The following is a 12504-nucleotide window of genomic DNA, read 5'->3' as shown; positions in this document are numbered from 1 at the left end:
AGTTTACACTTCAAGTAGATTCTTTGCCTTTTTTATGTTGGTTATAAAATCATCAAACAAATAAGAAGAGTCATGCGGTCCCGGACTGGCTTCCGGATGGTATTGTACTGAGAAACAGTTTTTGGATTTCATTCGCATTCCGGCTACAGTATTGTCGTTGATATGGTAATGGGTGATTTCTAAATCAGGATGTTTTTCCAATTCTTCCCTGTTGACCGCAAATCCGTGATTTTGCGAGGTGATTTCTCCTTTTCCGGTCAAGACATTCATTACCGGATGATTGATTCCTCTGTGGCCGTTGAACATCTTGTAAGTAGAAACGCCATTGGCCAAACCAATAATTTGATGCCCTAAACAGATTCCGAAAACCGGTTTGTCTGAAGCTATCATTGCTGCAGCTACTTTAATTACGCCTTCCAACGGCTCCGGATCGCCCGGTCCGTTTGACAAGAAATAGCCATCAGCATTAAAAGATTTTAATTCTTCAAAAGTGGCGTTGTATGGGAATACTTTGATGTAGCAATCTCTTTTGGCTAGGTTTCTTAAGATGTTTCTTTTGATTCCTAAGTCGAGAGCTGCTATTTTATAAGTAGCTTTTTCGTCTCCGAAAAAATATGGTTCTGTTACTGATACTGTTGACGCCAATTCCAAACCTTTCATATCGGGAACGTTGGCTAGTTGTTGTTTTAAATCTTCTATCGGAGTGCCGTCTGTGCAGATTACGGCATTTTGTGCTCCGTGGTCTCTGATGTAACTTACCAAAGCTCTGGTATCAACGTCTGAGATACAGATTAGGTTTTCTTTTTCGAAGTAATCGTATAGGTTGCTTTCTGAATCACGGCGAGAATGGGTAAAGCTGAAGTTTTTACAAACCAACCCTGAAATCATGATTTTATCTGCTTCTACTTCGTTAGCGTTTACTCCGTAATTACCAATGTGTGGATTGGTCGCTACCATGATTTGTCCGAAATAGGACGGATCGGTGAAGATTTCTTGGTAACCGGTCATTCCGGTGTTGAAACAAACTTCGCCAAAGGTTTTACCCGAGATACCGATTGATTTTCCGTAAAAGATAGTGCCGTCTGCTAGCAGTAAGATGGCTTGTGGTCGTGTCGTATACTTCATTATGTTGTTGTGTTGTAGTTGTGCAAAATTAATTTATTGTTGGCTTATATTAAAATGGAATTGTAAAAGTTTATAAACATTCCTTTAGTTTCTCCTCTAGCCCCGATGGACGCGACTACCGTGTAGTGCAAACAGCGGGAAAATGGATGGCTGATAAATCCCGAACCATTCGCTGCTGACTTTAAAACAAAATATTTGTTCAATTCAAGCCAAAAAAAAAGGATAAACAAAACGTTTATCCTTTATATTTAAGAGTGGGCAACCATTAGGCTTGCTCTTCTTTAGATTCTTCGTCAGCCGGAGCTTCCGGAGTTTCGTCTGCTGTAGGAGCTTCTGCTTCAGCGATTGGAGTTTCCTCAACAATCGGAGCTTCAACAACTTCTGCAACCGGAGTTTCAACCACTTCTTCCACCACTGGTGCAGGAGCAGCTTCCACCACAGGAGCTTCCACTTTTTCAGGAGCTGCAGTAGAAGTAGCTTTAGCTTTTCCACCACGACGGCTTTTCGCTTTTTTCTCTTCTTTTTTACCTCCGTTGTATAGTTCGTTGAAATCTACTAACTCAATCATGGCCATATCTGCGTTATCTCCAAGACGGTTACCCATTTTGATGATACGAGTATATCCACCCGGACGATCACCTACTTTTGCAGCTACGTCTCTGAATAATTCAGTTACGGCATATTTGTTGCGTAAGTAAGCGAAAACGATACGTCTGTTGTGCGTAGTATCTTCTTTTGATTTTGTTACTAATGGCTCAACAAATTGTTTAAGCGCTTTAGCTTTAGCGACAGTAGTATTAATACGTTTGTGCTCGATAAGAGAACAAGCCATGTTAGCCAACATAGATTTTCTATGTCCGGTCTGTCTGCTTAAGTGATTTACTTTTTTTCCGTGTCTCATGACGTGTTTTTTTAACCTTCATCTTGCTCAATCCACCTTGGAGAGCAAAATATGAAGTAATTTATTCTTTATCTAATTTGTATTTACCTAAATCCATCCCGAAAGTTAAATTTTTATTGGCTACCAATTCGTCTAACTCCGTTAGCGATTTTTTACCAAAATTACGGAACTTCATTAAGTCGTTTTTGTTGAAAGAAACAAGATCTCCAAGAGTGTCAACTTCGGCTGCTTTCAAACAGTTTAAGGCTCTTACTGATAAATCCATATCTACAAGCTTAGTTTTTAACAACTGTCTCATGTGTAAAGATTCTTCGTCATAAGATTCTGTTTGCGCAATTTCATCAGCTTCTAAAGTAATTCTCTCATCAGAGAATAACATAAAGTGGTGAATTAAAACTTTGGCAGCTTCTGTTAAGGCATCTTTTGGATTGATAGAACCATCAGTTTTGATTTCAAAAACTAATTTTTCGTAATCTGTTTTTTGCTCCACACGGAAGTTTTCAATAGCGTATTTTACATTTTTTACCGGAGTAAAAATAGAATCTGTAAAAATAGTACCAATTGCTGCATTTTGTTTTTTGTTCTCCTCAGCAGGAACATAACCACGACCTTTCTCGATAGTTAATTCCATGTTTAGGTTAACTTTGCTATCCAAGTTACAAATTACCAGTTCCGGGTTTAACACTTGGAAACCGGAGATGAATTTTTGAAAATCACCTGCTGTAATTTGGTCTTTTCCTGAGATTGAGATAGAAACTGTTTCATTATCTACATCTTCGATCTGACGTTTGAAACGTACTTGTTTAAGATTAAGGATAATTTCAGTAACATCTTCAACAACTCCTGAAATGGTTGAAAACTCATGCTCAACTCCTTCGATACGAACCGAAGTAATGGCATAACCTTCTAACGCAGAAAGTAAAACTCTTCTAAGTGCATTACCAACTGTCAATCCGTATCCCGGTTCTAAAGGTCTGAATTCAAACTTACCTTCAAAATCGGTTGAATCGATCATGATAACTTTATCGGGCTTCTGAAAATTAAATATTGCCATAATTTAGACTAATGTCAATTATTATTTGTTGTACAACTCTACGATTAATTGCTCTTTAATATTTTCTGGAATTTGAAGTCTTTGAGGAACGGAAACAAAAGTCCCTTCTTTAGTATCATTATTCCAAGTGATCCACTCATATACATGAGAAGAATTGGCTAATGAGCGCTCAATAGCTTCAACAGATTTAGATTTTTCACGAACAGCAACTTTGTCACCTGGTTTCAAGTGGTAAGATGGGATGTTTACCAATTCTCCGTTTACAGTGATGTGACGGTGAGAAACGATTTGTCTTGCAGCTCTTCTTGAAGGTGCAATTCCCATTCTGAATACAACGTTATCTAAACGAGCTTCGCATAATTGTAAAAGGATTTCACCTGTTACGCCTTTAGAAGCTGCTGCTTTTTCGAAAAGGTTTCTGAATTGTTTTTCTAAAATTCCATAAGAATATTTAGCTTTTTGCTTTTCCATTAACTGGACAGCGTATTCAGATTTTTTACCTCTTTTTTTAGCCATCCCGTGTTGTCCAGGAGGATAATTTCTTTTTTCGAAGGATTTGTCTTCTCCGAATATTGCTTCGCCAAATTTACGAGCAATTCTTGTACTTGGACCAGTATATCTTGCCATTTTAAATTGTTTTAAGATAGAGATTATGAATTCAGGTCGAATCCTCCGATAATCTTTATTCTATCTTGATTATACTATAATTATACTCTACGTCTTTTAGGAGGACGACATCCGTTGTGTGGCATTGGAGTAACGTCGATGATTTCGGTTACTTCAATTCCTGAATTATGAATAGATCTGATAGCAGACTCACGTCCGTTACCCGGTCCTTTTACATAAACTTTTACTTTTTTAAGACCAGCTTCTAAAGCCACCTTTCCACAATCTTCTGCGGCCATTTGAGCTGCGTATGGAGTGTTCTTTTTAGAACCTCTAAAGCCCATTTTACCAGCTGAAGACCAAGAGATAACTTCACCTTTTTTGTTTGTTAACGAAATGATGATGTTATTAAAGGTTGCATTAATATGAGCTTCACCCGTTGATTCAACGATAACTTTACGTTTTTTTGCAGTTGCTTTAGCCATATTACTTATTATTTAGTTGCTTTTTTCTTGTTAGCAACAGTTTTTCTTTTACCTTTTCTTGTTCTAGAGTTGTTCTTAGTTCTTTGTCCTCTTAAAGGAAGACCAGATCTGTGACGGATACCTCTATAACATCCAATATCCATTAAACGTTTGATGTGTAATGACACTTCTGAACGAAGCTCACCTTCAATCTTGTAGTATGATACGGCGTCACGGACTCCTCCGATTTCGTCGTCATTCCAATCTTGAACTTTTTTATCTTGGCTCACTTGAGCTTTTTCTAAAATCTCAATAGCTCTACTTCTACCTACTCCGAAGATGTAGGTTAAAGCGATAACTCCTCTTTTGTTTTTTGGGATGTCTACCCCTGCTATTCTTGCCATAACTATCCTTGTCTTTGTTTAAATCTAGGATTCTTTTTGTTGATTACGTATAATCTGCCTTTTCTTCGTACAATCTTGCACTCGGCACTTCTTTTTTTAACTGATGCTCTTACTTTCATTGTAATACTTTTAATATCTATAAGTAATTCTTGCTTTTGACAAATCGTAAGGGCTCATTTCCAGTTTCACTTTGTCACCAGGTAACAATTTGATGTAATGCATACGCATTTTTCCGGAGATATGAGCAATTACAACGTGTCCGTTTTCTAATTCTACACGGAACATTGCATTTGACAATGCTTCGATTATTGATCCGTCTTGTTCTATTGCTGATTGTTTTGCCATAAAAATTAAGCTACTGCTTTTCTATTTTTACCCGTTTTCATCAATCCGTCATAGTGTTTATTCAATAAATAAGAATTTATTTGTTGAATAGTATCGATAGCTACACCAACCATAATGATTAATGAAGTACCACCATAGAACATAGCCCATGATTGTTGTACATCAAGACTAACAACAATCGCCGGGAACACAGCAATTAATGCTAAAAATAACGAACCAGGGAATGTTATAAGAGACATGATTCTATCTAAGAAATCGGCAGTTTCGACACCAGGTTTAACCCCCGGAATAAAACCACCACTTCTTTTTAAATCATCGGCCATTTTGTTTGTAGGAACTGTAATTGCAGTGTAGAAGAAAGTAAATATTAAAATCAACAATGCAAATACTAAGTTGTACCAAAATCCGAACATGTTACTAAACGTACCTGCAATAGACTGTGACGTTTCAGAGTTTGAAAGTCCAGCCACGGCTGCCGGTATGAACATAATAGCTTGCGCAAAAATGATTGGCATAACTCCTGCAGAATTCAGTTTTAACGGAATCCACTGTCTGTTACCTCCTAATGAATCTTGTTCGAAATCACCGGCTGTTGTACGACGAGCGTATTGCACCGGAATTTTTCTAACTGCCATTACCAATAGAACACAAGCAATGATTACCAATAACCAAACGATGATTTCAAGTACTAATAACATCGGACCACCATTGTTGTTGGTCACTTTAGAAGTAAACTCTTGAAACAAAGCTTGTGGTAATCTGGCAAGGATTCCTACCATAATTAATAGGGAAATACCATTACCAATACCTTTATCTGTAATTTTTTCACCTAACCACATAGCGAATACTGTACCTGTAGTTAGAATTAATACTGAAGAGAACAAAAACTGGAATGAATCAAATCCTAATAGGAATGCACTTGGAGGCAAAGTGGTGTATAGGTTATAAATATAACCAGGACCTTGTACCAAGGTGATTAAGATGGTTAACCATCTTGTAATTTGATTCAATCTTTTTCTGCCACTTTCGCCATCTTTTTGCAATTTCTGCAAGTAAGGAATAGCGATACCCATTAATTGAACAACAATTGAAGCTGAGATGTAAGGCATAATACCTAACGCAAAAACTGATGCTTTAGAGAAGGCTCCACCGGTAAACATATCAAGTATTGATCCAATACCTTGGTCTGTTTGACCTGCTAAGTTTTCTAACTGTGTAGCATCAATTCCCGGAAGAGTAACATGCGCTCCAAATCTATAAACCAATAACAGACCAAGAGTTACCAAGATTCTGTTTTTCAGTTCTTCTATTTTCCAAACATTATTTAATGATTCAAAAAATTTCTTCATTGTTCTGATAATTATAAGGTTACAGCTTCTCCACCAGCAGCCTCAATAGCGGCTTTAGCAGTTGCAGTAAATTTGTGAGCAGTTACTTTTAATTTTGCTTTTAATTCTCCTCTTCCTAAAATCTTAACCAATTCGTTTTTAGTAGCCAAACGAGTTTCTACATATACTGTAAAATCTACTGTATCTGTAACTGTTCCGTTATCTACTAATAATTGAAGTGCATCAAGATTAATACCTTGATATTCTTTACGGTTGATGTTTGTGAAACCAAACTTAGGTACACGTCTTTGAAGTGGCATTTGTCCACCTTCAAAACCAATCTTTTTAGAATAACCAGAACGAGACTTAGCTCCTTTGTGACCTCTTGCAGCGGTACCACCTTTACCAGAACCTTCTCCTCTACCTAATCTTTTGTTTTGATTGTGTGTAGAACCTTCAGCAGGTTGTAAGTTACTTAAATTCATAACTATGATTTGTTATTTAACTTCCTCTACGGAAACTAAGTGTTTAACTTTATTTATCATTCCAAGGATAGCTGGATTTGAATCATGCTCCACAACCTGTCCCATTTTACGAAGACCTAAAGCCTCTAATCCTCTCTTTTGTGTAAGAGGACAATTGATTTTGCTTCTAACTTGTTTTACTAATAATTTAGCCATAATTTCCTTGAATTAACCTTTAAAAACTTTTTCTAAAGAAATACCTCTTTGTTTTGCAACAGTAACGGCACTTCTCATTTGTAATAAAGCATCAAAAGTTGCTTTTACCACGTTATGAGGATTTGATGAACCTTGTGATTTTGACAATACATCGTGAATACCAACCGACTCAAGAACTGAACGAACAGCTCCACCAGCGATTACTCCGGTACCGTGAGATGCAGGCATCAAAAATACTGCTGCTCCACCAAATTTTCCTTTTTGTTCGTGAGGTACAGATTGACCACTTAAAGGAATTCTAACTAAGTTTTTCTTTGCATCTTCTACTGCTTTAGCAATAGCTTCAGAAACGTCTTTAGATTTTCCTAAACCATGTCCAACAACACCGTTTTCATCACCTACTACTACAATTGCAGAGAAGCCGAAAGCTCTACCACCTTTTGTAACTTTGGTAACACGATTTACACTTACCAGACGATCCTTTAATTCAAGACCGCTAGGTTTTACTAATTCTACATTTTTGTATTTAGACATAATATATTAGAATTTAAGTCCAGCCGCTCTTGCGCCTTCTGCTAATGATTTAATACGACCGTGGTACAAATAACCTCCTCTATCGAAAGTTACTTCAGTAATCCCGGCTTTTAACGCTTTTTCTGCTGCAAGTTTTCCAACTGCTGCGGCAACTTCAACGTTTGTACCTTTAATATCTACTCCTTTATCTTTTGATGAAGCAGCCAATAAAGTAACTCCATTCACATCATCGATTAGTTGTGCGTAGATTTCTTTATTACTTCTGAATACAGATAATCTTGGTCTAGCAGTAGTACCGCTAACAATCTTTCTGATTCTGAATTTAATTCTTTGTCTTCTTTCAGTTTTTGTTAATGACATAATGCTACTTTTTACGCTGATTTACCTGCTTTTCTTCTTAATACTTCACCAACAAACTTAACACCTTTTCCTTTGTAAGGTTCTGGTTTACGGAAACCTCTGATTTTCGCAGCGATTTGTCCGATTAATTGTTTGTCGAAAGATGTTAACTTCACGATTGGGTTTTTACCTTTTTCAGATATCGTTTCTAATTTTACTTCTGGAGCAACTTCTAAAACGATATTGTGAGAGAAACCTAATGCTAAGTCTAATTTTTGACCTTGGTTTGAAGCTCTATAACCTACTCCAACCAATTCTAATTCTTTGGTAAAACCTTCAGATACACCAATAATCATGTTATTGATTAATGATCTGTATAATCCGTGTTTTGCTCTATGATCTTTACTATCAGATGGTCTTTCTACTACTAGTTGACCTTCTTCAACTTTTACTGTTACGTCTGCGTAATCTTGTGTAAGTTGACCTAATTTTCCTTTAACTGTAATTACTGTTTCACTAACTTCAACAGTAACACCAGCAGGAATTGAAATTGGATTTTTACCTATTCTTGACATTGTTTAACTGTTTTTATTAGTATACGTAGCAAATTACTTCTCCACCAACATTTAATTGCTTAGCTTGTTTCCCGGTCATTAAACCTTTTGAAGTTGAAACAATAGCAATTCCTAATCCGTTAAGGATTCTTGGGATTTTTGTAGAACCTGCATATTTACGTAAACCTGGTTTACTAATTCTTTGAATATCTTTGATTACAGACTCTTTAGTATCTTTATCATACTTCAAAGCGATTTTGATAGTACCTTGAACAGTACTGTCTTCAAATTTGTAACTTAAGATATATCCTTGATCGAATAAAATCTTTGTGATTTCTTTTTTCAAGTTCGAAGCCGGGATTTCAACCACTTTGTGGTTTGCCATCACTGCATTTCTAACTCTCGTAAGATAATCTGCAATTGGATCTGTATACATATGTATAAATTTGCGGTCATGGTTTTCAAGAGGCACTCGCCCAATGAACCTTTAACCAATTAAAATTATTTTTTGGTTTGCAAAAGTAATAACTTATTGCGAGATTACCAAGAAGCTTTTTTAACTCCCGGGATTAATCCGTTATTTGCCATTTCACGGAATGTTACACGTGAAAGACCAAATTGACGCATATACCCTCTTGGTCTACCTGTTAATTTGCAACGATTGTGCATACGAACCGGTGAAGCATTTTTTGGTAATTTTTGTAAGCCTTCGTAATCTTTAGCTTCTAATAAAGCTTTTCTTTTCTCAGCGTACTTTGCTACCGTTTTTTCTCTTTTCACCTCACGGGCTTTCATTGATTCTTTAGCCATGTCTTAATTCTTTTTAAAAGGTAAACCTAATTCAGCCAATAATGACTTTGCTTCTTTATCTGTGTTTGCAGAAGTTACGAATGTAATATCCAAACCTGATATTTTATTTACTTTATCAATATCAATTTCTGGGAAAATGATTTGCTCAGTAACACCAAGGTTATAATTACCTCTTCCGTCAAAACCAGTAGCTTTGATACCGCTAAAATCTCTTACACGTGGTAAAGATGATGTGATAAGTCTATCTAAAAACTCATACATTCTTTCTCCTCTAAGAGTTACTTTGGCACCAATTGGCATCCCTTTTCTCAATTTGAAAGACGCAACGTCTTTCTTAGAGATTGTAGATACTGCTTTTTGTCCAGTTACTTTTGTCAATTCGTCAACTGCATAGTCAACTAATTTTTTATCAGAAACTGCTGCTCCAACGCCACGGCTCAAAACGATTTTTTCCAATTTAGGAACTTGCATTACGTTTTTATAACCGAATTCTTCTTTAAGGGCAGCAATTACTCTGTCCTTATATTCTTGCTTAAGTCTAGGTGTATATGCCATAACTATAATACTTGATTAGATTTTTTTGAAAATCTCACTTTCTTATCTCCTTCTGTTTTGATACCAACCTTAGTGGCAGATTTTGATTTTGGATCAATCAATGCAAGGTTTGAGATATGAATAGGAGCTTCTTTCTTAACAATTCCTCCTTGAGGGTTTTTAGCACTTGGTTTTGTATGTTTCGAAACCATGTTTACGCCTTCAACGATTGCTTTGTTTTTCTCACGGTCAACACTTACCACTTTACCTTCAGAACCTTTATGGTCTCCTGCGATAACGGTAACGATGTCTCCTGATTTTATTTTTAGCTTTATCATTTTACTAACAATTAAAGCACTTCTGGTGCTAATGATACAATTTTCATGAATTGTTTTTCACGAAGTTCTCTCGCAACCGGACCAAAAACACGTGTTCCTCTCATCTCACCTGCCGCGTTCAAAAGAACACAAGCATTGTCATCAAAACGGATATAAGAACCATCGGCTCTTCTCACTTCTTTTTTGGTACGTACAACAACTGCAGTAGAAACAGCACCTTTTTTCACGTTTCCGTTTGGTGTTGCGTCTTTTATTGACACTACAATTTTATCTCCAACAGAGGCATAACGACGTTTCGTTCCTCCTAAAACACGGATAGTCAAAACTTCTTTTGCTCCTGTGTTATCTGCTACTTTTAATCTCGATTCTTGTTGTACCATAATTACTTAGCTCTTTCAATGATTTCAACTAGTCTCCAACATTTGGTTTTTGATAAAGGTCTTGTTTCCATGATCTTTACTGTATCACCAATGTTACAGTCATTTGTTTCGTCGTGTGCATGAAACTTTTTAGTTTTTAACACGAACTTACCGTATAACGGGTGTTTTACTCTGGTTACTTGTGCCACAACAATAGACTTGTCCATTTTGTTTGACGTAACAACACCAATTCTTTCTTTTCTTAAATTTCTTTTATCTTCCATTTTAGCAGAATACAATTATTGTAACTCTCTTTTAGTTAGCTCTGTTGCTACTCTAGCAACCGCTCTTCTAGCACTTCTAATTTGAAGTGGATTGGCAATTGGAGAAATAGCGTGAGCTGATTTTAGGTCTGAATACGCTTTTCTTAATTGACTAAGTTTTTCTTGCAACTCAGCTGCGGATAGATTTATAATTTCTGATTGTTTCATAATTAATTTTAGATTATGCTTCGAAATCTCTAGCAACGACAAACTTAGTTTTTACAGGAAGTTTTTGAGCAGCAAGACGCAAAGCCTCTTTTGCAACCGCTAGTGGAACTCCACCAACTTCAAACATAATTTTTCCTGGTTTCACAACAGCAGCCCAATATTCGACCGCTCCTTTACCTTTACCCATACGTACCTCTAGAGGTTTTTTGGTGATCGGTTTATCTGGAAATATTTTAATCCATAACTGTCCTTCTCTTTTCATAAAACGAGTGGCAGCAATACGTGCCGCTTCGATTTGACGTGAAGTTAAGAACATTCCATTTTCATGTACTGATTTAATTCCAAACATTCCATTAGAAAGCTCGTGTCCTCTTTGAGAAACGCCTTTCATTCTACCCTTCTGTACCTTACGGTATTTTGTTCTTTTAGGCTGTAACATTTTTCTTTAGTTTAAAATTTACTTTCTTTTACGGTCTCCACCAGGTTTTCTGTCTTTGTTAAAAGGTTTTCTGTCTCCTCCTTTTGAAGAATCCCCGCCTTTTCCGCCAGAAGCTTGTTTTTTATCCATTCCAACAAGTGGAGATAAATCACGTTTTCCGTAAACCTCACCTTTCATGATCCATACTTTGATACCCATTCTACCATAAGTAGTATGTGCTTCAGCCAAAGCATAATCAATATCGGCTCTGAAAGTTGATAGAGGAATTCTACCTTCTTTGAATTGCTCAGAACGTGCCATTTCAGCACCGTTCAAACGACCAGAAATCAAAACTTTAATACCTTCTGCATTCATACGCATTGCTGCTGCGATAGCCATTTTAATAGCTCTTCTGTATGAAATACGGCTTTCGATTTGACGTGCAATACTAGTTCCAACTAAATACGCATCTAACTCAGGTCTTTTAATTTCAAAGATGTTGATTTGAACCTCTTTGTCAGTAACTTTCTTAAGTTCTTCTTTCAACTTGTCTACCTCTTGACCACCTTTCCCGATAATAATACCAGGTCTAGCAGTAGTGATAGTAACGGTTACAAGTTTCAAAGTTCTCTCGATGATTACTTTTGATACACTAGCTTTTGATAAACGAGCATGAATGTACTTTCTGATTTTATAATCTTCAGCGATTTTATCACCGTAATCATTTCCACCATACCAGTTTGAATCCCATCCTCTGATGATACCAAGTCTGTTTCCTATTGGATTTGTCTTTTGTCCCATCTTAATTAATTTGCTTGTGTGTTATCATTAGCTCCTAACACGATTGTCACGTGGTTTGAACGTTTTCTAATTCTGTGTGCTCTTCCTTGTGGGGCCGGACGAAGTCTTTTCAACATCATTCCACCGTCAACACGGATTTCTTTTATAAATAAGCCTGCTTCTGAAACGTTTCCGTCAGCATTTTTCTGCTCCCAATTGTTGATCGCTGATAATACTAATTTCTCTAATTTTCTTGAAGCTTCTTTTGAGCTAAATCTTAAAATATTTAAAGCTCTTTCCACTTTCTGACCTCTTACCAAGTCTGCTACTAAGCGCATTTTTCTAGGTGAAGTAGGGCAGTTATTCAATTTCGCGAAAGCAATAGACTTATTAGCCTCTTTTCTCGCATCTGCTGTTTCTCTTTTACGAACTCCCATTGC

General features: G+C 36.6%; 23 protein-coding genes and 1 pseudogene. All 24 read right to left on the bottom strand.

Annotated features, from left to right (window positions below; genetic code table 11):
• Window positions 1-3: 3 nt before the first annotated feature.
• The 24 genes and pseudogenes from carA to rplV all read right to left on the bottom strand — a co-directional run bounded on the left by carA (window position 4) and on the right by rplV (window position 12501).
• Window positions 4-1125, bottom strand: coding sequence for a glutamine-hydrolyzing carbamoyl-phosphate synthase small subunit (carA, locus tag C8C84_RS07140; RefSeq protein ID WP_121312873.1), 1122 nt, complete (start codon window positions 1123-1125; stop codon window positions 4-6).
• 427 nt (window positions 1126-1552) lie between these two features.
• Window positions 1553-2026 (bottom strand): annotated as a pseudogene (gene rplQ, locus C8C84_RS07135) (50S ribosomal protein L17); the annotation flags it as partial.
• A 61-nt stretch (window positions 2027-2087) separates the two neighbouring features.
• Window positions 2088-3080 (bottom strand): DNA-directed RNA polymerase subunit alpha, encoded by a 993-nt coding sequence (locus tag C8C84_RS07130; protein ID WP_121312871.1) that lies wholly within the window; start codon window positions 3078-3080, stop codon window positions 2088-2090.
• A 21-nt stretch (window positions 3081-3101) separates the two neighbouring features.
• Complete coding sequence (gene rpsD / locus C8C84_RS07125; protein WP_121312870.1) at window positions 3102-3707, bottom strand: 30S ribosomal protein S4; 606 nt, start codon at window positions 3705-3707, stop codon at window positions 3102-3104.
• Between the two features lie 80 nt (window positions 3708-3787).
• Window positions 3788-4171: a 30S ribosomal protein S11 gene (gene rpsK, locus C8C84_RS07120; protein WP_121312869.1), complete on the bottom strand. Its 384-nt coding sequence runs from the start codon at window positions 4169-4171 to the stop codon at window positions 3788-3790.
• Window positions 4172-4179: 8 nt separating this feature from the next.
• Complete coding sequence (gene rpsM, locus C8C84_RS07115; protein ID WP_121312868.1) at window positions 4180-4554, bottom strand: 30S ribosomal protein S13; 375 nt, start codon at window positions 4552-4554, stop codon at window positions 4180-4182.
• Between the two features lie 2 nt (window positions 4555-4556).
• Window positions 4557-4673, bottom strand: coding sequence for a type B 50S ribosomal protein L36 (gene ykgO / locus C8C84_RS07110; protein ID WP_073370549.1), 117 nt, complete (start codon window positions 4671-4673; stop codon window positions 4557-4559).
• Window positions 4674-4683: 10 nt separating this feature from the next.
• Window positions 4684-4899: a translation initiation factor IF-1 gene (gene infA, locus C8C84_RS07105; protein WP_026714631.1), complete on the bottom strand. Its 216-nt coding sequence runs from the start codon at window positions 4897-4899 to the stop codon at window positions 4684-4686.
• 5 nt (window positions 4900-4904) lie between these two features.
• A complete protein-coding gene (gene secY, locus C8C84_RS07100) occupies window positions 4905-6248 on the bottom strand; it encodes a preprotein translocase subunit SecY (protein WP_121312867.1) in 1344 nt (447 codons plus the stop codon).
• 11 nt (window positions 6249-6259) lie between these two features.
• Entirely contained in the window at window positions 6260-6712 is a 453-nt protein-coding gene (rplO, locus tag C8C84_RS07095; RefSeq protein WP_121312866.1) for a 50S ribosomal protein L15, read from the bottom strand.
• 12 nt (window positions 6713-6724) lie between these two features.
• Window positions 6725-6907, bottom strand: a complete 183-nt coding sequence (rpmD, locus tag C8C84_RS07090) for a 50S ribosomal protein L30 (RefSeq protein ID WP_121312865.1) — start codon at window positions 6905-6907, stop codon at window positions 6725-6727.
• Window positions 6908-6919: 12 nt separating this feature from the next.
• Window positions 6920-7444, bottom strand: coding sequence for a 30S ribosomal protein S5 (gene rpsE, locus C8C84_RS07085; RefSeq protein ID WP_121312864.1), 525 nt, complete (start codon window positions 7442-7444; stop codon window positions 6920-6922).
• A 3-nt stretch (window positions 7445-7447) separates the two neighbouring features.
• Window positions 7448-7801 (bottom strand): 50S ribosomal protein L18, encoded by a 354-nt coding sequence (gene rplR / locus C8C84_RS07080; protein WP_121312863.1) that lies wholly within the window; start codon window positions 7799-7801, stop codon window positions 7448-7450.
• An 11-nt stretch (window positions 7802-7812) separates the two neighbouring features.
• Window positions 7813-8355 (bottom strand): 50S ribosomal protein L6, encoded by a 543-nt coding sequence (rplF, locus tag C8C84_RS07075; protein ID WP_121312862.1) that lies wholly within the window; start codon window positions 8353-8355, stop codon window positions 7813-7815.
• Between the two features lie 16 nt (window positions 8356-8371).
• The gene (rpsH, locus tag C8C84_RS07070; RefSeq protein ID WP_121312861.1) at window positions 8372-8770 is read right to left on the bottom strand and encodes a 30S ribosomal protein S8; all 399 of its coding nucleotides are present in this window, start codon (window positions 8768-8770) and stop codon (window positions 8372-8374) included.
• Between the two features lie 104 nt (window positions 8771-8874).
• A complete protein-coding gene (rpsN, locus tag C8C84_RS07065) occupies window positions 8875-9144 on the bottom strand; it encodes a 30S ribosomal protein S14 (protein ID WP_121312860.1) in 270 nt (89 codons plus the stop codon).
• 3 nt (window positions 9145-9147) lie between these two features.
• The gene (gene rplE, locus C8C84_RS07060) at window positions 9148-9699 is read right to left on the bottom strand and encodes a 50S ribosomal protein L5 (RefSeq protein WP_121312859.1); all 552 of its coding nucleotides are present in this window, start codon (window positions 9697-9699) and stop codon (window positions 9148-9150) included.
• A gap of 2 nt (window positions 9700-9701) precedes the next feature.
• Entirely contained in the window at window positions 9702-10016 is a 315-nt protein-coding gene (rplX, locus tag C8C84_RS07055) for a 50S ribosomal protein L24 (protein ID WP_121312858.1), read from the bottom strand.
• A gap of 11 nt (window positions 10017-10027) precedes the next feature.
• Window positions 10028-10396, bottom strand: a complete 369-nt coding sequence (gene rplN, locus C8C84_RS07050) for a 50S ribosomal protein L14 (protein ID WP_007803649.1) — start codon at window positions 10394-10396, stop codon at window positions 10028-10030.
• Window positions 10397-10398: 2 nt separating this feature from the next.
• Complete coding sequence (gene rpsQ / locus C8C84_RS07045) at window positions 10399-10659, bottom strand: 30S ribosomal protein S17 (protein WP_121312857.1); 261 nt, start codon at window positions 10657-10659, stop codon at window positions 10399-10401.
• A gap of 15 nt (window positions 10660-10674) precedes the next feature.
• On the bottom strand, window positions 10675-10866 hold the full coding sequence (rpmC, locus tag C8C84_RS07040) for a 50S ribosomal protein L29 (RefSeq protein WP_121315001.1): 192 nt from the start codon (window positions 10864-10866) through the stop codon (window positions 10675-10677).
• Between the two features lie 13 nt (window positions 10867-10879).
• Window positions 10880-11305, bottom strand: coding sequence for a 50S ribosomal protein L16 (gene rplP, locus C8C84_RS07035; protein ID WP_121312856.1), 426 nt, complete (start codon window positions 11303-11305; stop codon window positions 10880-10882).
• 18 nt (window positions 11306-11323) lie between these two features.
• Window positions 11324-12085, bottom strand: coding sequence for a 30S ribosomal protein S3 (rpsC, locus tag C8C84_RS07030; protein ID WP_121312855.1), 762 nt, complete (start codon window positions 12083-12085; stop codon window positions 11324-11326).
• 5 nt (window positions 12086-12090) lie between these two features.
• Window positions 12091-12501: a 50S ribosomal protein L22 gene (gene rplV, locus C8C84_RS07025; RefSeq protein ID WP_121312854.1), complete on the bottom strand. Its 411-nt coding sequence runs from the start codon at window positions 12499-12501 to the stop codon at window positions 12091-12093.
• Window positions 12502-12504: the final 3 nt, after the last annotated feature.

Source organism: Flavobacterium sp. 102 (genome assembly GCF_003634615.1).
Taxonomy (GTDB): Bacteria; Bacteroidota; Bacteroidia; order Flavobacteriales; family Flavobacteriaceae; genus Flavobacterium.
This window is presented reverse-complemented; position numbering and strand designations above follow the sequence as displayed.